The organism is Streptomyces sp. NPDC059816 (assembly GCF_042732055.1).
Taxonomy (GTDB): domain Bacteria; phylum Actinomycetota; class Actinomycetes; order Streptomycetales; family Streptomycetaceae; genus Streptomyces.
This window is the reverse complement of the sequence record NZ_JBHWIQ010000018.1, coordinates 140,891-165,666: the sequence shown is the minus strand read 5'-3', so window position 1 is coordinate 165,666 and position 24,776 is coordinate 140,891. Positions and strand designations below refer to the sequence as shown.

Sequence of the window (24,776 nt, the reverse complement as noted above, 5' to 3'; positions counted from 1 at the left end):
CTTCGGCGACCGGCCTCGGACGCAACGGGCTCGCGCGGGGTGTTCACGGGGCTGGCATCTCCTCTGATGCGTCGGTGAGAGTCTCGGCCAGCTGCCACAGGCTGGCGTCGTCGAGACCGCATAGCCGACGGAGACCGTCCTGGGAGACGGGGCGACCGGGGTCGCGGTAACCGAGGAGGGTGAGCCGGGACCCGGGGTGACGATGACCGAGCAGGGCGTGGATATCGGCCGGGTGCCCGCTGGTGGCCAAGATGATCGGGGCCCGGGTACCGAAGTGCCTGGCGAACGCGCCCGGGGCGAGGGCGAAGGGGTGGATGCCTTCCTCGGCGAGGACGGTGAGGTCGTGGACGTGGATGTACCGCAGGCGGAGGCTCGGGCGTTCGGCGCGTATCCGCTGGGCCAGAGTGGTCAGGGCCTCGGCGGGCAGGTCGCCGGCGGAAGTGAGGATCAGATCGGGCTCGTCGGCCCCGGTGTGGCTGAAGTGGGGCCAGATCGCGATGCCGTGCCGCAGTTCCTCGTCGAGGGTCGCCAGCGGGTGGTGAACGGCCGTGTGCTTGCCGGCGATGACGAGCATGCACCGGTCGAGCTTGCGCAGGGCGAAGGTGAGGGCGGCGGCAGTGCGCGCGGGGTCGGCCGGGGTGAGGACGTGGAGCGTGGGGTCGCCTCCGGCCAGGAGTGCTGTGGGGAGGCTGGGGTTCTGGTGGGTGAAGGTGTTGTGCCAGCCCAGGCTGGTCAGGAGGTAGACCAGGCTCGGCAGCGGAGCGAGCCCGGCGTGGCGGCGCACCGCGCGGTGTTTGAGCTGCTGTTGGACGAGGCTGAGGGTGATCGGCGTGAACGCCTCGTAGGTGGCGACTAGCGCGTGCCGACCGGTCTCCGTGTAGCCCTGGGCCCAGGCGTGGCACAGCTCCTCGTTGAGCACTTCCACCGCCCACGGCACCGGGTGGCCGTGCTCGTCGGTGAGGTCGATGCGGTTGGAGGCCAGCTCATCGGGGCTGAACACGCGGAACGGACCATGCTCGGCGCGGGCCCGCAGGACCTCGGGAATCACCCGCGCGAACGGGCGCCCGACGGCGTGGTCGGCGATCTGAGCGGATGCGGCGATACACCCGCGGGGCGCCGGAAGGACGTCGGACTCGGGCCGGGGGCGGGGAAGCACGGGCAGGAGGTGTGGCCGAGGCCCGCCGCTGGAGGTCAGGAGTTGGCCGGGCCGGTAGGAGGACAGCCATTCGGCGAGCACGTCGAACTCTGCGGGCACACCGGCTGGGTCACGGAGCGGTGTCTTGTGGACCGCTGGGGTGCCGACGAAGGCGGTGGGGGCGCCATGGCCCTTGTCCAAGGTGAGGACCAGCACGCTCGACGGGCCGCGGGTGCCCAGGGGCTGGGCGGCGGTGAGCGCTTCGGCCAGTGCCTGGCGAAGCTGGGGAATGTCTCGCCCATCGCCGTAGACGGGTAGGTGACCAAGGCCGGTGAAGTACGTGGTCAGTTCGGCGCGGGTCAGGGTGGACAGCATGCTCGCCCCGCCCATGCGCATCCCGTTGAGCAGGACGACGGGCAGGACGGTGCCGTGCTCGCCCGTACCATGCAGCGCTCGGACAGCGAGCCAGGAGGCAGCGGTCGTCCCGGTCTCACACTCCCCGTCGCCGATCAGGACCACGGTCAGCCGGTGGGGCGCGTCGAGCACGGTGCCCTGCCCGATCGCGAGAGCGGGGCCGAGTTGGCCTCCGCTGTGCAGGTGGCCGGGGATCATCGGGGTGATCTCCCCTCCGATGTCGGGCCTGGGGAAGCCGATGACGAGTTCGTGCAGGCCCACCGCACCTTGGCGCAGGTCGGGTTGAACGTGGCCGAGCCAGCCGGTGAGGTAGGCGTGGGCAAGGGCGGACGGGCCAGCGTGCCCGGCACCGTGCAGCACGTGCAGTTCGTAGCCGTCGGGCACAACCGCCTGGAGCGGGCCCAGGGCAGCGAGCATCCGGTTGACAGGCGGGCACACCCCCCAGTGGCCGGCCGGTCGCCTCTTGACGTCGGCCGAAGTCAGGGGCCGTGCCAGGAGCGGGTTGTCGCGTAGGTAGAGCTGGGCGAGGCAGAGGTAGTCGAGCGCGTCAGCGACGGCGGACACCGATGCGTCGGGCACGGAACGGTTCGTTCGGCGGGCGAGGTCAGCCCACATACGGGCCTCCTGCCTGGGCCAGAGCGGCCTCGACGGCGCGGGCGTGTACGGTGCCCTCCCGCCGCAGAATCGCGGCGGCGCCCGCGGGGCAGTCGACGACGGTCGTGTGCCGACCGTGCGGGCAGATCCCGCCGTCGACGACCGCGGCGATACCGGCCCCCGTGAACCGATCGAAGGCGGCGACCTGTCCGGGAGTGAGCGCCGGGTGGTCCTCGTCGCCGGCAGCGGGGGTGGAAACGCTGCACACGGCGGCGGCCAGCGGCTCGCCGACCACGCCGACCAGGTTGCCGAGGACCCCCTCGGGGTGTCCGACGAGCGCCGGCGAGCCGACCGCCGCGAGGCGCTTCACACCGGATTTCCAGGGAAGACGCAGTGCGAGGTCCCCCGGCCACAGGCCGCTGGCCAGCAGGCGGGCGTCGTCGCTCAGGTCGAACAACGCGTCGGCCGTGGCCGGGGAGTCGAGCAGGAGCAGCAACGGCTTGGTGCCGGGGCGTTGCTTGGCGCGGAAGACTGCGTCGGTGGCGGCGGAGTCGGCGGCGCGGGCGCACAGCATGTACCAGCGGGGCGTGGGCAGGGCGACCACCTCTCCGGCGACCAGGAGCCGCGCGGCGTGGGACAGTTGGCCGATGGTGAGGACCTTCACCGCGCTCTCCCTCACCTGGTTCCGGGGCGGGCGAGGGCGGCGAGCGTCGGGTACTCCAACCACGGGTCCGATAGGGCCTTGAGCGCGAGGTCCAGATGGTGGACGTGGCTGACCCGGAAGTACGCCATCACCCGGGGCGTGCCGCTCACATTGATGCCGACCCGGTGGGGGACGAGGTGGTGCATCACGATCACGTCGCCTGGATCGGCGGTGAAGGCGGTGCCGTCCTGGACGTCGATGTCGTCGGGGGTCTGGGCCGGTTGCCCGAGGACCCAGTCCGTGGCGAAGTAGTCGGCCATTCGGTGGTGCCCGCCGGGCACGTAGTGCAGAGCGCCAGCGTCCGCGGTGGCGCCACCCTCCAGGACCACGCCGACGATGAAGGTGAACGTGCGCAAGTCACGGGGCTCCAGGTGGGGGCAGGAGACGCCGTCGACGTGCATCGACTTCACCGGTTGTCGTGCGCCGTCCGGCAACCGGATCTGGATCTGCGCGCGGTTGACCGGAGCCGTTGTCGCGGGTCGCAGCAGATCACTGGCCAGTTCCGTCAGGCCGCTTCGCTGGTAGAGGGCGAGCAGGTCGGGGTGCTGTTCCAGCTCGGGGGCGAAACTTCGTTCGGTGTAGGCGGTGAGCCGTGCGGGGTCGTACGCCTCCTCCAGCCAGTCGCCGACGAGGTCGCGGGCCCGGGACAGCGGGTCGCGTGGGATCAGGCCACGGCGTATGAGGACTCCGTCGTCCACGAACCGTCGCAGTTCGTTGTAGCTCCATGTCGCGGATCGGGGCATGTGGATCTCCTTCCGGAGGGATGAAGAGCCAGGGCGGGGAGGGGCCGCCCCGGCGAGGAGGAAGTGCGAGTCAGCCGCGCTGGCCGAGGACGACTTGGAAGGAGGCATGTTCGACCAAGCCGCCGGCGGTGGCGTGCTCGTCGAGCAGGGTTCGGGCGCGGCGTTCGAAGTCGTCGACCCGCTCGCCGAACAGCGGCCGGGCGGCGAACGAGGTCGAGTACAGGTAGCCGATGACCGTCTCGGTGCTCCACTCCCGTTCGACGGCGATGGTGTGTTCCTCGACCCGACCGAACGCGGACCGTGCGAGGACCTCGCGGTACGGCCGGTCATGGGCCGCGTACGTCCGGTCCTTGCCAGCCCGTCGCTCGACACCGAGGTACTCCTGGATCAGGGCCCGCAGGGCGTCGGTCCACTTGGTGCGCGCGGTCCACAAGCTGCCGTCCCCCATGATCGCGACGGTCGCGTCCGGTGCGGTCATGCCTTCGAGCCGCGACAGCACCACACCCTGGTCCATCCAGTGGAACGCACGGCAGATCGTGACGAGATCGGCCTGGTAGGAGGCGGGCGGGGTGAACATCTCGGCCCTGGTGTTGTGCAGGCGGACGCTGATCGGCTGCCCGGCGAGGGCCTTGCCGGCCTCCTCGAGCATGCCCTCGTCCTGTTCGACGACGTCGATCTCCTTCGTCTGCCCCACCAGGGCCAGGGGGACCTGTCCGGTGCCGGACCCCAGGTCGAGCAGGGCCGCGTGCTCCCGGCCGGTCAGCCGCGGCGCGAGCAGTTCGACGGCTTCGGCCGGGAGGCCGGGTCGGTAGGCGGCGTAGTACGGGGCGGTGCTCTCGAACTTGCTCATGGGGTATCGCTCCTGGCGGTGCGGGTTGAGGGAAGGAAGGTCTGCTCGATGTGCCGGACCGCACCGGCGAGGTCCGGCACTACGGCGACCCGGCCGGGGTGCTCGGCCAGCAGCCGGAGCTCTCCGGCCGACGGCAGTCGCGAGGTGATCCACAGGGCCTGGGCCCCGGCCGCGAAAGCACCGCGCACGTCGCAGTCGAGGCTGTCGCCGACGTGCAGCACCTCTGCGGGGTCGCGTCCGTGCAATCGAGCGACAGTCTGCACGGCTCGGGGGTCCGGCTTGGCGAACCCGAGCTGCCACGACGGATGATGGGCTCGGAGGTGGGGTGCCAAGAGGGCGGCGACGTCGGTCCCCCGTTCGTCCCAGTAGCTCACGTTCGACAGGGTGACCACAGGAACGAGCCGGGCAATTCGCGCCACCGCCTCCACCGTGCCGGGCCACAGGGCGAAGCGGGGTGGACGGTGGTCGCGAGGGAAAGCGGACGGCGTGATGCCCAGGGCGGCGCATACCGTCCGCGGTGCCGTCTCATCGCTGTGTGGGTCCAAGGTGTGCAGGATCTGCTGCACGATCCGCTTCGCCCTCCGGACCGGTAACGGAGACAGTGCCACGAGGCGTTGCGTCAGCGTGGTCCCGAACGGCTCGCCCAGAGTGTGTCCGATGTCGAGGCTCACCAGCCCCACCGGCGCCACCAGGCTCACGAGCGATCCGCCAGGGTTGCGATGATCATTCCTATCCGTTCGGTGCGCACGGCACCCGGGACGGCTTCGCGGAGGAAGGACAACAGCTGTCGGGCTTCGACCGGCGTCCAGCCGTTGGTGTCGACACCGGCCTCGGCAGCTGCCCGGGCGAGGTCGTCGGGAATTGCGGGCACACGCGACCCGTGCGGCATCCGCAGCGTGCCGTTCCACGCCCTGCCTTCACGTGTCCGCGGCAGGGCAAGGTCGAGCGGCGAGAGGACAGTGACGTCGTCGAACGTCATTATGCGAACCGGGAGTTCAGGCAGCCGCACCGGGTGGTCGAGGCACAGGGTCGTGGACAAGAACGTGTCGTATCCGTTCAACCGCTCGTCCACGAAGAGCAGCACCAACCCCTCGCGCTGCTCCAGGTGCCCGTGGACGGCCAACTCAGCGGTGTGCCTGGGCATTACTGGCGCACCGCCGTCCCGAGGCCGGGCCGGTCAGGGAGGGCGACGTGCCCGCCGTCCGGCTGGAGCGTGCCGCGCAGCGCGCGCTGGCGGCGCGGCTCCCACACCATCTGGTACTCCACCGCGCCCGCCATGTCAGGAAAGGCGGCGGACAGGTGCACGGCGGGCAGAAAGGCCCGTCCGTGCAGGTGGACCGGCACTCCCACCTCGTGGGCGGCGCCCAGCCAGCTTCGCGCCTCGGTGATGCCGCCGCACCACACCGCGTCGAATGTGAACGCCTCCGGTCGACAGTGCTCCAGCAGCGGCACAGCATCCTCCGCATGGGCCAGCCGTTCGCCGAACGCGACCCGAAGCCCTTCCGTCTGGCCGCGCAGATGCGAGTATCCTGCCCGATCGGTCCGCGCCAGCGGGCCCTCCACCCAGCGCACGACGTCAGGGGTGAGGAGCGGTGCCACCTTCGCGGCCAGCCGGTGGCCCCATGAACCCAAGGCGTCCACCGCCACGCTCTGCCCCGCCCACGCCGCCGCTCGCTCGGCGAGCAGGACGACTTCGTCGGCTTCCGCGTCCCGCAGCGCCCACTTGGTGAAGGCGAATCCCTCGGCGACCGTGGCCTTCACCGACTCGGCGGCCGATGCGCGGCTCAGATCCAGGGAGAGCCAGGAGGCGTACACCGGCACCCGCTGTGCGGGGCGGTCGCTGAGAAGCGCCGCAACCGGGAGGCCGGCGAGACGACCGTGGAGGTCCCACACCGCGCAGTCCAGCGCCCCGACCGCCCAGCGACCGAGTCCCGCTGCGTGCGGGCCGAGTTCGGCGAGGAGTCCGCGCAGCAGACCCGTGTGGTCGGTCACCGCGTGTCGTAGCGCACGCTGTCCGAGCCGGGTGGCGACGAGCGCTGCGGGCAGTTCGTCGACCGGGGCGAACACGCCGGTCTCCCCGCGGGCCTCGACCACCACCGCGAACCGGCTGTCGCCCGCCTGGTACGGGCCGGCCACCCTGTCGTCGAGGCACTCGACCCGGACCCGTTCGATGACCGTGTCAGCGGGGTCCATCGACGAGGTCCTCTCCCGCGTAGGTGAAGTACCACAGCGGCCGGTAGCACTCCCAGCCCACCGGCTTCAGCCCGGTCGGCGCCATGGCCCGCTCGATGGCCACACGCGCCCGCAGGTAGTACTCCAGGTTCTCCCCGCCCGGCGTCCGCATGGCCTGCATGATCACCGTGTGCGCCTGGAACACCTGGAAGTTCGGGAAGGCGCTCACCACGCTCGCCAGCGCGTTCACCCCGCGCACGAGGTCGTGCATCGGGTCCAGTCCGACGATGTACGTGTACGAGGTGTCCAGCCCCGCTGCCCGCGCCCGCGCCAGCAGGTCCGGCATCTGCTCCGGCCGCAGGTCGGCCTTGGTCGACTTCATCAGGGCCGCCCGTCGGGTGAAGTGCTCGGCCGTGAGTCTGAGCACGAACGGCGAAACCTGCGACGCGATGGCCGCGAACGCCTCGTCGCTGCGCAGCACGGAGGTGAGGAAGCCGATCCGGGCTCGCGCGCCGATACCGGCGCGTTCCAGGGCTGGCCGCAAGGCAGTCAGGTGGGCGACTGCGGCCTCCTCCCGCTCGAAGCAGCCGGTGGAGACGGTGACCTCGGTCAGTTCGGCCAGGTTCCGGCGGGGGTGCTGCGCACCGAGTACGCGCAGGAGCTCGTCAAGCCCCTGCTGTTCCTGGAGCCGCGGATCGGCCGCGGCTTCCAGGGTGTTGGGACACCACCCGCACCCGACGCACCGGCTCCGGGCGTTGGGGTTGAGGGTCGCGGCCCGACCGTTGTTGCGGAAGTAGCCCCCGACCGCCTCGTCGGCGTCGATGCGCTCGACGTGTGCGACCAGCTCACCGTTCAGCGAAAGCTCGTCGCCCCGGAGCCGGAACGGACTGGTCGACCGGTTCAGCGGAACGATGATCTGCCAGGGGACTTCGGGGCGGCGCGCGAGACGCAGGTTGACCCGGGCCCGGTGGCGGTCCAGGTCGGAAGTGATCCCGTGCAGGTTGACGGCGATCATCAGCACGTCCTCGACGGGCAACGCGTGGGAGAGTGCGGCCCATTCCAAGTCCTGCAGGCGGACGGCACCGACCGCGCCTTCCGAAGCTGTGGCCTGTTTCTTGGGTAAGTGCGTCATGAAGGACTCCAACTGCCGTTGGGAAATCGGGTCGTTGCTGCGGTGCGAAGCAGTGGGCTACGTCGTCCCTCTCCGGAGGCCCGGCCTGGGAATGGACGACGCGAGCACCCACTACTCTTCGACAGGTGTCCGGTCCGGGACCGTGGCGGCGGCACCGGGGTCAGTTGAAGACCCGGCTTCGGTCACTACCACGTGTCCGATCAGGATGAGGCCGGCCAGGTTCGCCCCGATCAGGACGAGTCCGGACGTACGGTCCTCCGATCGCCGGGACCAGGAGATCTTCGCCCTGGCGTGTAAGCGCGAACGGCTCATGAGGCCCCCCGGGAGGCAGGAGACCGCGGGAGGCGGAGGCGGTCCGGCATCGGAGGACCCTCGGCAGGGGGCCGGCGCTCAACCGATGCTCCGTCTCGGCAGTCGGCGGGGGGAGACAGGAGACAGTGGGACATGCCACTGCCCCGGAGGACGCGGCGACCGACGCGGTGGCGCGCGCGGCGCCGACTGCACGTCGGATCGCGAAGCGTCCCCGTCCCGTGCGTGTCAGGCGTAGGTCTGATCTCAACAGCCATATCGCTCCGTAGTGAGGCAGAAGGGTGGGATGTTGGTTGTTCCTGTGGGTCCGCTCGATGCCGCAGGGCGGGGGGCCACGGTCCGGTGCTGAACAGCCGGCTGCTCCCGATACCGGACGGAGGGCAGACAGACACGGCCTTCACGGCGAGGGTTCCTCGCCCGGGACGTCCAGTTCCATCCAGACCGTCTTCCCTCGTCCCGGGCCAGGTTGGACTCCCCAGCGCGTCGCCAACGCGTCGACCAGGAACAAACCCCGGCCTCCCTCACGCTCCTCGCTCGGAGGACGCTGGAGCGGCTGCCCGTTGGAGGGGTCCTGCACTTCGACCCGAAGGACTCCGCCGGCGTGGATGACCTTCACCGTGAACGTCATCAGCACCTGGTGTCGGCAGCCGTGGGTCACCGCGTTCGCCATCAGCTCATGGGCTCCCAGGACCACCGCGTCCGCGATCCTCGACAGTCCCCTGTCCGCCATCAGATGGCGGATCTGATGCCGTCCCCGGGTGACCGCGGCCACTTCCGCCGGGTACTCCGTCACCACCTCGAAGGCACGTTCGCCAGGCGAGAGCGGCACGGTCCCGGCGTGAGCCCCGGGATCAGCGCCAGCGAGGCGTCGGACCGCCATCTCCAGGGCACTGTCCGGTCGCTGACAAGCAGCTTCGAGGGGGTGCACCTTCATCAGCTCTCTCTCAGCCCTGGTTGGGCTCGATCCGGTCGCCACCCGCCGGAAGACTCTTCTCGGCAGGCGGCAGGCGGCAGGCGGCAGGTCGGTCCGCAGACGACGAAGGCCAGAGCTCTCCCCCTGGGTGACCCTGGGGTAACCAGAGCCGGCGTCCTCGACAGCCGTGCCGTACGGACGGCTCCGCGGCGGGTTCAGCCGCAGGGCTACGGCGTGGCAGATCCGACGCCCGTACCCTCCGGTACGGCGCCGTCCACCGGGACGGGAAACCCGGGAAGCATGGGAGCGAGGGGGTTTCCCAGGGCGCGCAAGCACACGCGGTCGCCGTGGAACTCGGTACGGGCGTGGAGCCAGCGGCTGTTGTCGATCAGGTAGCCCTGTCCGGCGCGCAGGGTGATGCGTTGCTGAAGGGATTCGATCGCCGAGCGAAGGTGGGGCAGGTACGGGACGAGGAGGGGACTGAACGAGGCGAGGGCGTCCTGGCGCAGACGGACGGAAACCCGGTCTCCTCGATAGCGGGTGAAGACCTGGGAGGGATGTCCGCCGCCGTCACCGTAGAAGGCGGTTCCCGGCAGGGTCATCGCCTCGAGCGCCTTGGGGGCGCGTTTGAGGAGCCAGGTGTGGAGGGCAAGGCCGTCGGTCAGGAGTACGTCCCCGCCGGAGAGAGCGGGCTGTTGGCAGACCAGGAGCATCAAGCGGGGAGGGCAGGGAAGGCTGGAGCGCTCGGTGTGCGCGTGCAGTTCTCCGGTGCCTAGCCCCGCAAGCCCGGGATGCCGGGAGGCGGCACCCCTGTCGCTGATGGTGGTCAACCCGTCCAAGTCGCTGTCGCGGTGCGGCACCAGCATCATCACCTGTCGGGCGAACGCAAGGACCCTCGCCCGGGTGTCCAGACCCTCGACGGTGACCATCCCCCGCGACTGCAGGAGTTGCCACACGGTGGAGGTCCGCCCGGAGTCGGTGGTGAAGGGCTCGGGGTGTACCTCGACGGAGGTGAGCGAACGGATCGTCATCGACGTGCTCCTCTGGAATCCGGCTGGACGCCCAGCATTCGTACGAGCAGCGGCTGGCGTAAAGCGACAGATTGTCGACCCAGACAAAACCGGCAAGACCGGCTTCGTTCTGCGGGCGGGTGCTACGTTCCACGGGACATGTCCGCCCTCACGTCCCAGGGACAGCCCATGTACAAACCGTCGCTGTGGCCCGTGTCCGTCAAGGGCGTTGCCCTCGATCCCCGGGAGCGGGTACTGCTCCTGCACAACGAGCGGGACGAGTGGGAGCTGCCGGGCGGACGGCTGGAGATCGGGCCCGAGGGCCACGGGTCGGCTCCTGCTGACGAGAGTCCCGGCACGGCGCTGGAACGGGAGCTGTCCGAGGAGAGTGGTTGGACGGTGAAGGCCGGGCCCCTGCTCGATGGCGGAACCTGGATCTACGAGCCGCTTCCCGGCCGTCGGGTGCTGATCGTCACCTACGGCTGCACGGTCCTGACCCCGGACCGCGCACCGGTGCTGAGCCACGAGCACAAGGAGATCGGGCTGTTCCACGAGCACGAGGTAGCCGACCTGGCCATGCCGGACGGCTACAAGCGGTCCGTCGCGTCCTGGTACGCCCACCCGGGAAGGTAACCCTCCGTGGATGCCACTGCCTCCGCTTCCGTATCGGCCATGCGCCGATCGATGCGGCTGGTCTCCTGGCGTTGGGCGACACCGGAAGCCCAGGCCGTCCTCGCCACGCGCAATCTGGCTTCGATCCTGAAGTACTACCGGCGTGTACACGGCAGCAGCCAAGTGCAGACCGGCGAACTCCTGGGCTACGACAAGACGTACGTCTCCGCACTCGAGTTGGGCAAACGGCAGCTCAGTGATGTGGGAAGCCTGCGCCATGTCGCCGAGAGGCTCGCTCTGCCGGCACACATCCTGGGTGTCACCGACCCAGTCGACACCGATCACAGGTCCATGATCCAGTTCGGCGTCTCCACCGTGCGGCTCGCTGAGGTGGCCCGCCAGTGCGGGCACGCTACCGAGGCCGTCGCCGAGCTGTGGCCGCTCGTCGCCCGCTTGGAAGCCCGCGCCCGGGACGGAGGCACTGAGCGCGATGCCCTGCGGCTCCTTGCGCACGCCCGGATGAGTCTCGGGACGGCCCTGGGCAACGTGCTGCCCGAGGAACGGTTGGCCACCGCCGCGCATTGGACCGCCAAGAGCGTGGATGTCGTCCGTGCCTTCGACGACCGGGCCCTCATCACCACCGCCCTGCGCATGCACGGCAACGAGTTGCGCAAGGCGGGCCTGATCGGCGCCGCCGTCGACCGGCTCACCCGTGCTGCGGCCATCGCGCCCGGCCCCGAGGAGCGGGCAGCGGTACTGCCGCTCCTGGCCCGCGCCGCCGGCGCCCTCGGCGACGCGGTGCTGTTCGACCAAACCGTCCGAGAGGCCCACCAACTCCTCGACAAGGTCGAGCACACCAGCCTCGTCAACCCCAGCGCCCTCTACGAAATCCGCCTTCGGGGCCTCGTTTCCACAGGCCGCACCCGCGAGGCGATACGGCACGCCGAGTCCGCCCCACCGACCCCGGCCATCGCGGTCGCACCCCAGTGGCGTGTCATCGAACTCATCACCACCGGCCGCGTCCACCTGCTCGCCGGCGACAGCCGGGGGGCCACCCAACTCCTGGCCACGGCTGTACGCGAGGCCCGGGCGCAACGCCTCCCACACCAACTCCAGCGCGTCCAACGCGCTACCGCCGACAGGCTGCCTGATACCCATGACGCGGCTACCCACGCCTTGGCTCAACTCCGCACCGAGATCGCCGCCTAGCCGAAGTTGATTGCCTCGCGACCGGGGAGCATCCAGATGCGCCGCTCCCGTCGAGCAGACGTCACTCTTCTGAACGGGCATCAAGATACCTTCCTCCAGCACGGTTCGACGTGGACGCCTGGTGCAGTGCCACGAGTCTGGAGGCGGTCTGCTTCGCGGGGCATCGCGGTGGCGATATCGCTGCAGCGATATCGGTCTCCACCCAGCCTGGGCGCACGGTTGGGGCATGCTGGACCGCGAGAAGGAGAGTCGAGGTGGACATGCCAGAGAAGGTCGGGCGTGCATGCGTGGGGTGCGGGCAGCCGATCAGCCGGTACAACCCGGATGCGTACTGTTCCGCCTGCGCCCGGGGTGGGGCGACACCGACGATTCCGGACCGGGCCTGGCGTGATGAAGAAGTGCACCGGGCCCTTGCCACCTGGGATTTCGGGACGGTCCTGCGTCTGGTTCGGCGCCGTTCCGGGCTCTCGCAGAAGGCCGTACATGAGCTGACGGGACTGACCCAGAGCTTCATCTCGGACGTGGAGCGCGGACACAAGCAGGTCAACGGCCGCGAGGCGATCATCGATGTCCTGTCCGGGCTCGGCCTTCCCCCAGACCTGCGCCCCCTGCTCCTCTCCCCGTTCGCGCAGGCCGAATCGCAGCGGCGCATCGAGGCCATCGACCCGGCTCAGCCCTGGACTGCGGCTCGTATGGTGGCGTCACTGGAAGCAGCCGTCGGAGGGGCCATGAACGGATTGAACCGCCGCGGTGCGATCGCCGCCATGGGCGGGGCCGGACTCACGCAGTACATCCTGCAGGCGGCCATTGCCCCTCCCGAGGCCATGGCCGCCGTCCGGAACGGAATCAAAGTCTCCGACCAACTCCTCACTGGTCTGCAGTCCACCACCGACGCTTTGCGGCAGGCTGACGCCAGCCACGGCAGCGGCAACCTCGCCCGTGCCGCCACGGCGCATCTGAGAGTCCTCCTTCGATTTCTGAAGGAAGGCGACTTCAACGAGGCGATTGGTCGACGTCTCGCGGCGGTGGCGGCGGACACCGCGATTCAGACCGGCTGGTACCACTTCGACGGCGGCGCTCACGCCGTCGCCCACAACCTTCTTCTCGGCGCCCTGCGTGCTGCCCATGCCAGCGGCGACGGCAGGCTGCGAGCCGGGGCGCTGTCCTTCCTCGCCATCCACGGCTACTCCGCCGGCAACCCCCGCGACGCCATCACCGCCGCGCGCACCGGCCGTCAGGTCATCGCCGACAAGGATGCACCCGCGCTGCACGCCATGCTCCTCACGCGCCAGGCCCGAGGGCACGCCCGACTACGGGAAGACCGGCAGGCACGCATCGCCCTGGAAGAGGCACAGGCCCTGTGCGCCCGCGGACGCGGAGAGGACGATCCGCACTGGTTGTACTGGATGAACCCCGGCGAGGTCCTGGGCCAGACCGGCAGCTGCTTGCTCGACCTCGGTCGCCCCGACCAAGCCGCCCACTCCTTCGCCGAGGCCCGCAACGCCCTCAGTCCGGACGAGACCCGCACCCGCGCCCAGTTCCTCTCCCGCGCTGCGACAGCCCAGATGCGTGCTGGCGACGTCGACGCCGGCTCTGCCACCGGGCACGAAGTACTCTCCCTCGTCGCCGGAGTCCGCTCCGCACGACTGGACGACAACCTCGCCCTGATGCTCTCCGAGGCTGGCCGCTACTCCTCGGTGGCACTCGCCCAGGAACTCCTGGAGCACGGTCAGGCCGTCCTGAAGGAGCGTGCCGCGTGATCCTGGTCCTGTGGGACATCGACCGCACTCTTCTCTACACCGGCGACCTCGACCGACGCGTCTACAAGGAGACCTTCACCAGCGTGGTGGGCCGCTCCCCGACGGCCCTACCTGCCCGTGGCACCGGGGTCACCATGCCCCTGGCCGTCCGCGAACTCCTTCGCGTCAACCACGTCCCGGAACAGAACGTGGAGACGTTCGTCGCCCGCATCGTCGCCGAGCTTCCCGAGCGCCTCGCCAGCCATCGGGAACTGCTGGTCAGTGACGGGATCATCCTGCCCGGAGCCGTGGACGCGCTCGCCGCGGTCCAGCAGGCAAGGCACCTGATCCCCACCGTCGTCACCGGCAACCTGCGAGGCAGCGCCGAGACCAAGCTGTCCATGCTGGGGCTCATCGGCTACCTCGACACCACCATCGGCGGCTACGCGTCCGACGACCCTCATCGTCCGGCTCTCGTCCGTATCGCGCAGGACCGGGCTGCCGCGAAGCACGGAGGCCGGTTCAACCGCGACAACACAGTGATCGTGGGGGACTCCCTCGAAGACGTGCGCACCGGCCTGGAAGGCGGTGCCAGGATCATCGCGGTCGCATCAGGAACCACCAGCGCTCAGCAGCTACACGACGCAGGAGCATCGCACGTTCTGCCCGACCTCACCTCCGCTACCGCCCTCCTCCGCCTCATCGCCGAGGCCCAGCCCACGTCCTAGGGCCTGTCTGACAATTCCCGTCGGACCAGCGAGCGTCCGTCGAGCTGGCAGCCCGGATATGCGCCGACATCTGGCGGGTATTGCCGGGCAGGACCTACGAGCGGCGGGCCAGCAGGTGGGCGTCGAGGAAACCCCGTTCAGAGGCCGGATCGTGGAGCAGCCGGGCGAAGGGATCGAGACCGGCATCGGCCAGCAGTTCGGCGAGGCTATCTGCCGGCCAGCTGTAGGCGGGCGCCACTTTGTGGTTGAAGCGAACCGGTTCTTGTCCGTCGGTCCCGAAGAAGGAGACCAGGAGCAGGCCATCCGGCGCCAGGACGCGTACCTGTTCGGAGAGTAGCTCCGGCAGCTCCCCCGGAGGGGTGTGGATCATCGAGTAGTGGGCCAGCACGCCGCCGAGCGCGCCGTCCTCGATCGGCAGGGATTCCATCCGCGCCTCTTGGAAGCGCAGCGCCGGATGGGCCTGCCGGGCGTGGTCGACCATGCCGGGGGCAAGGTCGAGTCCGAAGGCGTCCAGGCCCAGTTCGTGCAGCATGGCTGTCAGATGTCCGGGCCCGCACCCGACGTCCGCTGCCCGCGGGTTGCCCGTCGCGCGCACCAGTTCGGCGAAGGTGCCGATCATGGCCCGGGAGAAAGGTTGTGTCTCCAGCCGGTTTGCGAACAGCGATGCGTACAGCTCGACGACACCGTCGTAGGCCGTCCTGGTGTCGTCCTGATGATTTGCCACGGGCAGGACTCTATAGCCGGTCTGATAATTGATCTTGTGGCGGGTCGAGGTGAGTTGACGGATGCGGCATGGGGGCGAATAGAGCCCCTGTTGCCGCAGGTGGACGGACGCGGCCGTCCGTGGCGTGATCACCGGCAGGTGGTCAACGGGGTGCTGTGGCGGCTGCGGACCGGGGCCCCGTGGCGCGACCTACCCGAGCGGTATGGGCCGTGGCAGACCGTCTACGAGCGGTTCGCCCGCTGGGAGGCCGATGGCACATGGGCGAAGCTGCTGGAGCACGTCCAGGTCCGTGACGATGCGGCGGGCCGGGTGGAGTGGACCGTCGCCGTCGACTCCACGGTCAACCGGGCCCATCAGCATGCCGCAGGCGCCCGTAAAAGGGGGACGTGGACGGGGACGAACTGGAAGATCCGGGCCGCTCGCAGGCGTGCCAGGCACTCGGTCGGTCTCGGGGCGGGTTGACCACCAAGGTCCATCTCGCCGTCGACGGCCGGGGGCTGCCGCTGTCGATTGTGCTCACACCCGGAAACGTCAACGACGCCACAGCGTTCGCCGATGTCCTCAATGGGGTGCGCACTCCTCGGGCCGGCACGGGCCGTCCGCGCACGACACCGGACCGTGTGCTGGGTGATAAGGCGTATTCCAGCAGGGCCATCCGTCATCTGCTGAGGCGTCGGGGTATCGCTGCCACGATCCCCGAGCGCCGCGACCAGGTGGCCAACCGTCGGCGCCGGGGGCGCCGCGGTGGTCGGCCACCCGTCTTCGACACGGAGATCTATCGCGACCGCAACGTGGTCGAACGATGCTTCGCTCGCCTCAAACAGTTCCGCGCGATCGCAACCAGGTTCGACAAGCTCGCGAACCGGTACCGCGCGGGAGTCGTCCTGGCCTCCCTGATCCTCTGGCTCCGTGAAGCGGCCAGGTGATCATTTGTCAGACAGGCCCTAGCGGAACTACCCGCCCCGGACTGCATGTTCGTCACCACCGTCCTGCAGGCCCCCCAATTCTCAATGGGAGGCTGTACGTCCTCAGTGACCAGCAGCTGTCCCTGACCCTGCGCGCCCTCGCCGCACTGACGGAGTCCATGACCGTCATGGTCACGTCTCAGCCCGAAAGCTCCGTTCGATACAGTCAAGGACCTTGATCCGGGCCTTCAACTGAGCTTTCAGCGCTCGTGTTTGCCTTCTCGCCGCGTCCGGCTCGGCGGGAAGGCAGACACGGGCCAGGGCCGTGAACTCTTCGCGGAGGGCGGGGTCGAGTGCGGCCTCCGGAAGGCGGACCATCACCGGATAGGCGGCGATCTCGCTGACGTCCCACCTTCCGTCGGGCGCGTTGGTCGCCCAGATCACCGTGCCGCTCTCGGGTACGAGGGTGAGGCTGCATCCCGGTCCGATCAGCCGGGCGAGCCCCGGCAGGGGGATGCCACGCGCGCCAGCGAGGTCGGCTGCCGCGTGGGCCGTCGCGACGCTGACGCGGGCGGTCGCGTTCTGGACGAGGCGGCGTCGCTCGACGAGGTCGTGCTGGGGGGTCGCGTTCGCGATGCGGGCGTGGTCCTCCGCTCCGGTCCAGTTCACCATGACCAGCCGGTGGTCCGGGCTGGCGGCCGGGCTGAGGACGTGGGTGACGGCGGTGACGGGCTCCCAGCCCAGGGCGGGCAGGCTCATCCGCAGGGTGACTCCGTCGGCGTGCTTGCGTACGCGGGTGGACGCGTCCCAGATCGCCCGGACGTCCGGGTCGGCGCAGACCTCGTCGACAAGCGTGGCGATGCGGGGGTCGGTGTCGCCTCGGTGTACGAGGGCGTATCTGAGCTGCTGCACGCCGATCTCCGATGCGTGGCGGTGCCAGTCGTGCACCTGCGTGCGCGCTTCGCGGCTGAGCAGGAGCCATCGCATCAGGTTGGCGCCGGGTTCCAGCAGCCCGGGCCACAGCGCGGCGGCGGCGCGGGAGTAGGACGCGACGGTCCACGAGGTGTCGTAGACGACGGCGGGAGCCGTCCGCGTGGCGACCAGCAGGTCCAGGAGAGCCGTCGGCTGCGTGCCGTCACCCTCGGGAGGCTCGGAGGTTTCCGCGGAGCGGCCGACCAGGCCGGCGAGGGTCTTGCGTTCCGCGGGGTCGAGTCGGAGGGCTTCGGTGAGCGCGGGAAGGCACCGGGCAACCTGAACGGGAGCGGCACCGGTCTCCAGGTCGCGCACCCATCTCTCGGACCGGCCCACCGCAGCGGCGAGCGCCTTCTGCGTCATCGGCTGTCCGTGATCGCCAGCAGTAGTCCGCCACGCTTTGACGAGGTCGCCAAGCCTCAACGCCCGGCCGATCCGCGGAGCGGCGGTCGGCGACGTCGGCCCGTCACCCTCGCCGCCGCGGGCTCGGCGACCCGTAGGAGGAACACTCACTGCAATTCCTTGATCTTACGCAAACTGGGAAATCGAAAATCGAATAGACACTACGCGATTCGAAGCGCAATTCAAAACCCGCATTCCGTCGTGACGGGCGCCCGCTCCCCGGGCCCCGCACCGGCAGGTTATCTGCCGGTGCGGGGCCCGGGAAGATCCCCTTGAAATAGTCCGCCGTGCCGTAACCAATTGCTCGTCACATGCCATCGAATTCAGGCATGTTCAGGTAGAGGGGAGAACGTCGAACCTTGATCTCGCATGCGTGAGGGCGAGGTCTGTGTTGCCAGTACGAGATCACCGATTTTCGCACCAGTTGACGGCTGCGCGGCCCAGAGTTTAGGTTCAGCCCAGCCGCGGCCAGAAGTGAAATTCACCATTACCCAAGGTCGTGTCACCAGAGGCCAGGACGCGCCCTCTCTCTTTCGGTATGATCTCGGTCGCGCGCGGGCACACCATCGTCAGGCTGGGAAAATGCTACGAGCAGGCAACCAGGGAACGGGCGCTGCAGACCTGACCAACGTAGACTCCCAATCCGTGCGAGCAGGCCACCGTCGGCCTTGGCCTCCCCGCCCCGCATGCCACCGCCCCCGGGGTGAACCGGCGACCTCAGTCCTGGCCTATCCCAGACCGGACAGGAGTGGCCCGCCAACGGACGGGATCGTCGGCATCGATGGCCACCACGACCCTGCGGTGGGCGAGGGGTGTCACCGACCTGGGCCGCCAGCAGCTGTGGAAGAACTCTGTTGGACCCCGCCACCGCGAGGGAAAGGCAGGCGGCGCCTTCCGGGTGGCCGAACCAAGCCTTCACGCTCGCGTGCTCCCCCACTGACCAGGGGCCGCGGTACTCGCCCATGTCGCCGTAGCTCCATGGGAATCGGGCTCGCTCTGGTGAACCACTTCACTCAGGCGGCGGCCGTCGCCGGTTGCGCCCGGGTTAGCCTCATGACCGCGACCGAGAGGTGCGGGGAACTTCTACGAGCGTCCGGGATGGCGGGCGGGACCCGAGACGAGCACGCGGGACGAGCTCCTGAATATGGCGAATTGTAGGGACTCCACAGGGCCAGGGGAAGTCGGCCGGTGGTGCCCCACAGGGACTCCCGCGCACCACCGGCTCCACCACGACTCCCCGCGCACCCGCCCCGCCGGGGGCACGACGGAGACGGCAGCCCGATCAGGGGCGACGGGGCCCCATCACGACCCCATCTGATTACTCGTCAGTAAAGTCAGCGTTGGGTCAGCATTAGGTTTACCTAACCCTGCCACAGGCAGCCAGACCTAGGACTGATGACAGCCTGAGCGAGCCCCGTCGAAGGGGGCGTCCGCCCCGTGCGGCTCCCTCCGTCAGGGCGGTGCAGCCGCACGAGGAAGCCGGATGCATCGCCCCCCGAAACGCCAGGTCAGCCCGTCCGCCCCCGCTTCTTCAGCTGTCCCGGCGGGAGTTGGGGCGCGGGCAGCGCAGCACCGTCGTACCCCTGCACCTCGCCGAAGCGGGCGCCGTCCATCCAGTCCGAACGCGCCTGGACGATCTCCTCGTTGCTCCGTCCGACGAAGTTCCACCACATGATCAGCTCCTCGGCGAACGGCTCTCCGCCGAGGAGCATCAGGCCCGCGTCGGACTCCGCGCGCAGCGGCAGCTCGGACCGGCCGCAGCCCAGGTAGAGCATCGAACCGGGGAGCACGGGGACACCGTCGACCCGGACCTCACCCGACATGGCCAACACGCCGTACTCGAAGTCGGGCACCAGCGGCAACCGCACATCCGCCCCGGCCTCGAGCGCGAGGTCGGCGCCCACGATCGGGGTGTACGTCGTGCCCGGTGAGCGGGAGCCGTCGAGGTCGCCCAGGATCACGGTCGCCGTCAGACCGGGGGCCGTGACCGTGGGGAGCGCGCTGTGGTGCTCGAAGTGCGGCTCCACATGACGGTCACTGTCCGGGAGCGCCACCCAGAGCTGCGCGCCGTGCAGGAAACGGGCGTGCGACTTCGGTGACTCCTCCGAGTGGCTGATCGCCCGACCGGAGGTCATCAGTCCCAGTTCGCGCGGCCGGATCGTCTGGAGGCTCCCGGTGCTGTCGCGGTGCAACACCTCGCCCTGGTGCAGCCAGCTCACGGTCTGGAGTCCCATGTGCGGATGCGGAGGCACCTGCATGCCCGGTTCATCCGCGATGTCGTCGGGGCCGTAGTGGTCGACGAAGGCCCATGCGCCGATCATGCGCCGGCCGAGGTTGGGCAGGAGCCGTCGGACCTCGGTGAACTCCCCGAGCTGTACGCGACGCGGGCTCAGCAGTTCGCGAACGGGTTCGGCGACGACGAATCCCCGGCCTCCACAGAGCGCGGGTTCCGGTGCGCGGTCAAGGTTGCTCATGTCGGACAACTTAGCGGAGCGGTGCGAACGGGGACCGGTGCCCCGGCCCGGTCCGCGGGGACCGACGGCGCCGGGGCGTCGCTCAGGCGTCGAGCGACAGTTCGAGCAGTTCCTCCGGGGGCCGGAATCCGTGCCGCCGGTACAGGGGGTCGCTCCGCTCCGACGGCCAGACAACCAAGGTGTCGAGCGGGGCGCTGCGTGCGTACTGGGCCACTGCGGTGAGGAGCGCCGAGCCGGCTCCCCCGTTGCGCCGCGCGGGGGTGACGTAGAAGTTCGTCACATAGCCGAGGGGGGCGTCGTCGCCGTACGGCTCCGGCACCTTCTCGACCAGGTGGAGGAACACCTGGCCGAAGACCTCGCCGTGCGACTCGGCGACCCAGGCCAGCCAGGTGCCGTGGTCGAGCCGGTCGCGGATCCACTGCACGGCCTCCTGCGGGGGACCGACCGGAGCGGGGCGCCGTCCCGCGTGGTCTTCGTGCTTGAACGCCCAACGCAAGGCGGCCAGCGGGCCGGCGTCGGCGGGGCGGGCCGGGCGCACGGTGAAGTGGGAGGACATGGGGCGAGTCTCCCTGATGCACCGTGAGCGGCGCAGTGCATTTCCTGCGGGTACCGCTGGACACGCCCGCCCCCGCCCCGGGCGCCGGGCCCGACTCCGCCTACCGGCCGGCAGTACCGGCCCGGCCCGGTCAGTCGAGCATCGCGCCGGGCCGTAAACTCGCGGGATGGCGAAGTACTTCGACGTGCACCCCGAGAACCCCCAGCGGCGCATGATCAGCACGGTGACCGACAGCATCCGGTCCGGTGCGCTGATCGCGTACCCCACGGACTCCTGCTACGCGCTGGGCTGCCAGGTGGGCAACCGTGAGGGCCTCGCCCGGATCCGGTCCATCCGTCAGCTCGACGACCGGCACCACTTCACCCTCATGTGTCAGAACTTCGCCCAGCTGGGGCAGTTCGTACACATCGACAACAACGTGTTCCGTGCCGTCAAGGCGGCGACGCCCGGCCGGTACACCTTCATCCTGCCGGCCACGAAGGAGGTGCCGCGCCAGCTGCTGCACCCCAAGAAGAAGACGGTCGGGGTCCGCATCCCGGACCATGCGGTCACCCAGGCCCTGCTCGCCGACCTCGGGGAGCCGCTGCTGTCCAGCACCCTGCTCCTGCCGGGGGAGGAGGAGCCGCTGACCCAGGGCTGGGAGATCAAGGAACGCCTCGAACACGTCCTGGACGTGGTGGTGGATTCGGGGGACTGCGGGACCGAGCCGACGACGGTCGTCGACTTCTCGGACGGCGAGCCCGAGATCGTCCGCCTGGGCGCCGGCGACCCCGACCGCTTCGCCTGACCCGGTCGGACCGGTCCGCAACCCGTCAGGACGGCCGGGGGACACCGGGCAGCGGCAGCCGCAGCCCGACCCGTTCGAGGAGGACCAGTCCGCCCACCCCGGCCGTCGTCCATACGGCGAGGACGAGGGCCCCGACGAGCACGCCGTCGCCGTGGAAGTAGGCCAGCCCGTTGACGGCCCGCACCCCCACGCCCACCGGAAGCACCTCGGAGAAGGGCGCGAGCCAGGAGGGCAGGAACTCGGCGGGCAGACTGCCTCCGCTGGTCGCGTTGCCGACCGTCATGAAGACGACGGCGGCGGCACTCGATCCCCACACGCCGAGCGCCCGCACCAACAGCATGGTGGCGGCGCCGACCGCCGTGGCGACGAGCGCCACCAGCGCGGCGACCCCGGCGAACGGGGCGGGCAACGCACCGAACGCCGAGACGACGAAGGCCACGGCCAACCCCCCGACGATCCCGAACGCGGCGAGGCCGGCCAGCCGCCGCCGCACGGACACCCCCGGGGCGAGCTGGTAGGTCATGATCCCGAACAGGTACCCCGCGAGGACCAGTCCGAAGGTCGTGTAGAAGACCGCGAGGCCACGGGTGTCCTGCGGTGAGGCGGGAACGACATCGGTCACCTCCAGCCGCTGACCGTCCTCCTGGGCGAGTTGCCCCAGTCCGGTGGTCACCAGCGTGGTGACCGCGGGTCCGTGTGCCCCCGCGTGGAGCAGTTCCGCACCGCCGGGGCCGGGTGCGTACGCGGCGAACACCTCGCCGTGCTCGACGGCGTCCCGGGCCGCCTGCCGGTCCGCGACGGGCTCCACGCGGAAGGTGTCCGACGGCGGGTCCGGCAACCGGTCCGCGATCTGCTGGGCCGTCGCCGCGGTGCCGACGACGGCCACCGGCAGGTCGCGGGCCACCGGGGCGTGGAAGGCGGAGAGGTAGACGCTGATGAAGATGGCGCCGATGGCCACGGCGACGGTCACCGGCAACAGCACCGGCCGTGCGGCGCTGCCCGCCCGGCGGGCGAGGGTGCGCCGCTCCCGCCGGGGCGGCACGGTGGGCGGGGGGCGCTCCTGCGTGCGGAGCGCGCTGGGCGGTGTGTCGGGCATGCTGTCCGTTCCTCAGGTCGAGTGGCTGGCTGCGCGGGCGCGCCCGGCCGCCGAGGGGCGGTTCCGTGGGGCCGATCGGCCCGTTGGTCAGGCCGGCGCGTGCGCTGTTTTCGCCTCGGCGAGCGCCCGGGCCACGGGCACCACGTCTCCCACGGCCATCTCGATGCGCTCGTAGACCTCGGGGTTGAGGATCGTCGTGCCGTCGAAGTCACCGGCGCTGAGGTAGATGCCGGCCGGCGCGGTCCACGCCTGGAGGAAGCCGAACAAGGGCCGCATGGCGTGCTCGATGACCAGCGCGTGGCGCTCGCTCCCGCCGGTCGCGGCGAGCAGCACCGGTGTGGCGGCGAGTCCGTAGGGGTCCACCAGGTCGAAGAAGTGCTTGAACAGCCCGGTGTACGAGCCGCGGAAGACGGGGGTCGCCGCGATGACGAGATCGGCTTCCTCCACTGCGCGCAGTGCGTCCTCGGCATCCGCGCCGAGTCCGTCCCGTTCCACGGTCGTGGCGAACGCCGGTCCGAGGTCGTGCAGTTCGATGAGTCGACTCTCGGTGTCGGTCCGTGCCGCCAGTGTCCGCAGGATCAGTTCGACCAGGGCCGTCGTCTTCGACGGTGAACTCAGGGTGCCGACCACGGCGGTCACCCGCAGGGGGCGCGTCATGACGCCACCTTCGTCCCGGACGCCGCGAGGGCGGCGATCTCCTTGCGGACGACGGGTGCCACCTCGGAGCCGAGCAGTTCGATGGACTTGAGCGCCTCGCGCTGCGGCAGGTTGCCGAAGCCCAGCTGGATCATCATCCGGTCGTGCCGGAAGAGTGCGTACTGCGCCATGATCTTGTCGATGACCTCCTGCGCGCTGCCCAGGAAGAAGGCCCCGGCTTCGGTGGCCTGTGCCTCGTAGGCCGGCTTGGGCATCGAGACGCCCTGACCGCGCTGGTGGTGGTTGGCCATCCAGCCCGCCTGGAAGTACGGGTGTGACACCTCGATCGCCTCCTGGTGGGTGCGGGCGACGAAACCCGGGGAGTTCACCGACACCTTGAGCACGTCCGGGTCGTGTCCGGCCTGCTCCGCCGCCGACCGGTACAGCTCGACGAACGGGGCGAACTGTCGGTAGCTACCGCCGATGATCGCCAGCGACAGCGGGAGGCCGAGCCGTCCGGCACGGACCACCGAGGCCGGCGTGCCGCCGACGGCCACCCAGACGGGCAGCTCACGGTCCGGACGCGGGGTGATGTCGGCGTCCACCAGGGCCGGTCGCAGTGCGCCCCGCCAGGTGACGGGGTTCTCCTCGCGCAGCTTGAGCAGGAGGTCCAGCTTCTGCGCGAACAGTTCGGAGTAGTCGCCCAGGTCGTAGCCGAAGACGGGGAAGGACTCGATGTAGGAGCCGCGTCCGGCGATGATCTCGGCACGGCCGCCGGACAGCAGGTCGAGGGTCGCGAACTGCTGGAACACCCGGACCGGGTCGTCGGAGCTGAGCACGGTGACCGCGCTGGAGAGCTTGATCGAGCGGGTGTGCTCCGCCATCGCCGCCAGGACGACGGCGGGGGAGGAGACCACGAAGTCGGTGCGGTGGTGCTCGCCGACCGCGAAGACGTCCAGGCCGGCCTCGTCGGCGGCCTTCGCCTGCTCGACCAGTTCCCGCAGCCGGGGCCCGGGGGCGGGCGGCTGACCCGTCACGGGGTCGGGCGTCAGCTCACCGAAGTGGTAGATGCCGAGTTCAAAAGCCATGAGAGGTTCTCTCCGCTGGTCAGGTCCGGTTAGATCGTTAGTTGCGCAACGAACAACATGGAGAGTGTACGGAAGTATTCCGCCAGGTCGGGGCGGGCCCGGCGCGAGTGTCCGGGGTCAGATGTGGACGCCCTCTCGTGCACGGCGTCCCGGATGCGGCGCAGCTCGCTGCGGAGGCCGTGGTGGATGGGCTTCAGCCGGGTGCCGGTACCGCCGGGCACGGGTGGTGCCGGAGGGGGTGCTCGGGCTCCCCGGGGCGGGTCGATTCGTCCAGCAGGTCGGCGGGTTCGGCCGGGTCACGCGCCCGGCCGCCCTGGGGTGTCGTGGGGTGCGCGGATGGGGACGGCTCAGCAGGCGTCGGCGCCGTCGTCGAAGCCGAGGGTGCGCCAGATGTCCGCGAGGGAAGCCAACTGTTCCTCGCTGAGCCGGTCGAGGAACTCGCGCCGGAGGTTGGTCAGATGCACCTTCCGTGCCCGCCGGTACGCCTTCTTGCCGCCTTCGGTGAGGACGGCGTCGAAGCCGCGCGCGTCGGTGGGGCACTTCTCCCGTACGACCAGACCCTGGCGTTCCAGGTCGTCGACGATGCGGGTGAGACCGCTGCGACTGATCAGCAGGGACGCGGCGATGTCCTTCATCCGCAGTCGCCCCTCGGGGGACTCGGCTAGGGTCAGCAGGACCTCGAAGGAGGACATGGGCAGCCGCTCGGCCGCGACCAGCCCCGCGTCCAGGGTGCGCAGCAGGCGCAGGTGGGTGGAGAGCAGGCCCAGCCAGACGGCGCGCTCCGTGGGGTTGAGCGGGCGCGAGGGCGAGGCGGGGGCGCCGGCGCGCTCCGCTGACCCGGTCTCGGTGTTCAGGCTCATGGCCCCTCCCAGC

23 protein-coding genes and 1 pseudogene are annotated in these 24,776 nt (G+C 70.1%); 6 read left to right on the top strand and 18 right to left on the bottom strand.

Annotated elements, in window-relative coordinates:
• Nucleotides 1-43 precede the first annotated feature (43 nt).
• The 10 genes from ACFV88_RS23850 to ACFV88_RS23805 all read right to left on the bottom strand — a co-directional run bounded on the left by ACFV88_RS23850 (nt 44) and on the right by ACFV88_RS23805 (nt 9,996).
• A complete protein-coding gene (locus ACFV88_RS23850; protein WP_385493848.1) occupies nt 44-2,128 on the bottom strand; it encodes a phosphoketolase in 2,085 nt (694 codons plus the stop codon).
• A gap of 25 nt (nt 2,129-2,153) precedes the next feature.
• Entirely contained in the window at nt 2,154-2,807 is a 654-nt protein-coding gene (locus ACFV88_RS23845; protein WP_385493846.1) for an L-threonylcarbamoyladenylate synthase, read from the bottom strand.
• Nucleotides 2,808-2,818: 11 nt separating this feature from the next.
• A complete protein-coding gene (locus tag ACFV88_RS23840; RefSeq protein WP_385493845.1) occupies nt 2,819-3,589 on the bottom strand; it encodes a phytanoyl-CoA dioxygenase family protein in 771 nt (256 codons plus the stop codon).
• A gap of 70 nt (nt 3,590-3,659) precedes the next feature.
• Nucleotides 3,660-4,439 carry a class I SAM-dependent methyltransferase gene (locus tag ACFV88_RS23835; protein ID WP_385493844.1) on the bottom strand — a complete coding sequence of 260 codons (780 nt, stop codon included), beginning with the start codon at nt 4,437-4,439 and terminating at the stop codon, nt 3,660-3,662.
• Nucleotides 4,436-5,137: an HAD family hydrolase gene (locus ACFV88_RS23830; protein ID WP_385493842.1), complete on the bottom strand. Its 702-nt coding sequence runs from the start codon at nt 5,135-5,137 to the stop codon at nt 4,436-4,438. Before ACFV88_RS23830 ends, ACFV88_RS23835 begins: the two co-directional genes overlap by 4 nt.
• Nucleotides 5,134-5,583, bottom strand: coding sequence for a hypothetical protein (locus ACFV88_RS23825; RefSeq protein ID WP_385493841.1), 450 nt, complete (start codon nt 5,581-5,583; stop codon nt 5,134-5,136). The genes ACFV88_RS23830 and ACFV88_RS23825 overlap by 4 nt, the downstream gene beginning before the upstream one ends.
• Nucleotides 5,583-6,632 (bottom strand): enolase C-terminal domain-like protein, encoded by a 1,050-nt coding sequence (locus tag ACFV88_RS23820; protein WP_385493840.1) that lies wholly within the window; start codon nt 6,630-6,632, stop codon nt 5,583-5,585. The genes ACFV88_RS23825 and ACFV88_RS23820 overlap by 1 nt, the downstream gene beginning before the upstream one ends.
• Complete coding sequence (locus ACFV88_RS23815; protein ID WP_385493838.1) at nt 6,619-7,743, bottom strand: hypothetical protein; 1,125 nt, start codon at nt 7,741-7,743, stop codon at nt 6,619-6,621. The genes ACFV88_RS23820 and ACFV88_RS23815 overlap by 14 nt, the downstream gene beginning before the upstream one ends.
• Before the next feature lie 706 nt (nt 7,744-8,449).
• Complete coding sequence (locus ACFV88_RS23810; protein ID WP_385493837.1) at nt 8,450-8,881, bottom strand: ATP-binding protein; 432 nt, start codon at nt 8,879-8,881, stop codon at nt 8,450-8,452.
• A gap of 311 nt (nt 8,882-9,192) precedes the next feature.
• Nucleotides 9,193-9,996 carry a TauD/TfdA family dioxygenase gene (locus tag ACFV88_RS23805; RefSeq protein ID WP_385493835.1) on the bottom strand — a complete coding sequence of 268 codons (804 nt, stop codon included), beginning with the start codon at nt 9,994-9,996 and terminating at the stop codon, nt 9,193-9,195.
• Nucleotides 9,997-10,134: 138 nt separating this feature from the next.
• Between ACFV88_RS23805 and ACFV88_RS23800 the strand changes: the two genes are divergently transcribed.
• The 4 genes from ACFV88_RS23800 (at nt 10,135) to ACFV88_RS23785 (ending at nt 14,263) form a co-directional block, all read left to right on the top strand.
• Nucleotides 10,135-10,608, top strand: coding sequence for an NUDIX domain-containing protein (locus tag ACFV88_RS23800; RefSeq protein WP_385493834.1), 474 nt, complete (start codon nt 10,135-10,137; stop codon nt 10,606-10,608).
• 39 nt (nt 10,609-10,647) lie between these two features.
• Nucleotides 10,648-11,796 (top strand): XRE family transcriptional regulator, encoded by a 1,149-nt coding sequence (locus tag ACFV88_RS23795; RefSeq protein ID WP_385493833.1) that lies wholly within the window; start codon nt 10,648-10,650, stop codon nt 11,794-11,796.
• Nucleotides 11,797-12,056: 260 nt separating this feature from the next.
• Nucleotides 12,057-13,556 carry a helix-turn-helix domain-containing protein gene (locus tag ACFV88_RS23790; protein ID WP_385493832.1) on the top strand — a complete coding sequence of 500 codons (1,500 nt, stop codon included), beginning with the start codon at nt 12,057-12,059 and terminating at the stop codon, nt 13,554-13,556.
• Nucleotides 13,553-14,263 carry an HAD family hydrolase gene (locus ACFV88_RS23785; protein WP_385493831.1) on the top strand — a complete coding sequence of 237 codons (711 nt, stop codon included), beginning with the start codon at nt 13,553-13,555 and terminating at the stop codon, nt 14,261-14,263. Before ACFV88_RS23790 ends, ACFV88_RS23785 begins: the two co-directional genes overlap by 4 nt.
• Before the next feature lie 94 nt (nt 14,264-14,357).
• Here ACFV88_RS23785 and ACFV88_RS23780 read toward each other — a convergent pair whose 3' ends face one another.
• Nucleotides 14,358-14,987: a class I SAM-dependent methyltransferase gene (locus ACFV88_RS23780; RefSeq protein WP_098893289.1), complete on the bottom strand. Its 630-nt coding sequence runs from the start codon at nt 14,985-14,987 to the stop codon at nt 14,358-14,360.
• A gap of 36 nt (nt 14,988-15,023) precedes the next feature.
• Between ACFV88_RS23780 and ACFV88_RS23775 the strand changes: the two are divergent.
• Nucleotides 15,024-15,935 (top strand): annotated as a pseudogene (locus tag ACFV88_RS23775) (IS5 family transposase).
• 149 nt (nt 15,936-16,084) lie between these two features.
• On the opposite strand, the gene ACFV88_RS23770 reads toward ACFV88_RS23775, so the two are convergent.
• The 3 genes from ACFV88_RS23770 to ACFV88_RS23760 all read right to left on the bottom strand — a co-directional run bounded on the left by ACFV88_RS23770 (nt 16,085) and on the right by ACFV88_RS23760 (nt 20,296).
• A complete protein-coding gene (locus ACFV88_RS23770; protein ID WP_385493829.1) occupies nt 16,085-17,377 on the bottom strand; it encodes a helix-turn-helix transcriptional regulator in 1,293 nt (430 codons plus the stop codon).
• Between the two features lie 1,397 nt (nt 17,378-18,774).
• Nucleotides 18,775-19,740 (bottom strand): pirin family protein, encoded by a 966-nt coding sequence (locus ACFV88_RS23765; RefSeq protein WP_385493828.1) that lies wholly within the window; start codon nt 19,738-19,740, stop codon nt 18,775-18,777.
• 82 nt (nt 19,741-19,822) lie between these two features.
• A complete protein-coding gene (locus tag ACFV88_RS23760) occupies nt 19,823-20,296 on the bottom strand; it encodes a GNAT family N-acetyltransferase (RefSeq protein WP_385493826.1) in 474 nt (157 codons plus the stop codon).
• Nucleotides 20,297-20,462: 166 nt separating this feature from the next.
• Between ACFV88_RS23760 and ACFV88_RS23755 the strand changes: the two genes are divergently transcribed.
• The gene (locus ACFV88_RS23755; RefSeq protein WP_385493825.1) at nt 20,463-21,083 is read left to right on the top strand and encodes an L-threonylcarbamoyladenylate synthase; all 621 of its coding nucleotides are present in this window, start codon (nt 20,463-20,465) and stop codon (nt 21,081-21,083) included.
• A 25-nt stretch (nt 21,084-21,108) separates the two neighbouring features.
• Here the strand turns inward: ACFV88_RS23755 and ACFV88_RS23750 are convergent, their stop codons facing one another.
• The 4 genes from ACFV88_RS23750 to ACFV88_RS23735 form a co-directional block, all read right to left on the bottom strand.
• Nucleotides 21,109-22,179, bottom strand: a complete 1,071-nt coding sequence (locus tag ACFV88_RS23750) for an ABC transporter permease (protein ID WP_385493823.1) — start codon at nt 22,177-22,179, stop codon at nt 21,109-21,111.
• An 87-nt stretch (nt 22,180-22,266) separates the two neighbouring features.
• The gene (locus ACFV88_RS23745; RefSeq protein WP_385493822.1) at nt 22,267-22,836 is read right to left on the bottom strand and encodes an NAD(P)H-dependent oxidoreductase; all 570 of its coding nucleotides are present in this window, start codon (nt 22,834-22,836) and stop codon (nt 22,267-22,269) included.
• Complete coding sequence (locus tag ACFV88_RS23740) at nt 22,833-23,903, bottom strand: LLM class flavin-dependent oxidoreductase (RefSeq protein WP_385493820.1); 1,071 nt, start codon at nt 23,901-23,903, stop codon at nt 22,833-22,835. The genes ACFV88_RS23745 and ACFV88_RS23740 overlap by 4 nt, the downstream gene beginning before the upstream one ends.
• A 347-nt stretch (nt 23,904-24,250) precedes the next feature.
• Complete coding sequence (locus ACFV88_RS23735) at nt 24,251-24,763, bottom strand: MarR family winged helix-turn-helix transcriptional regulator (protein ID WP_385493819.1); 513 nt, start codon at nt 24,761-24,763, stop codon at nt 24,251-24,253.
• Nucleotides 24,764-24,776: the final 13 nt, after the last annotated feature.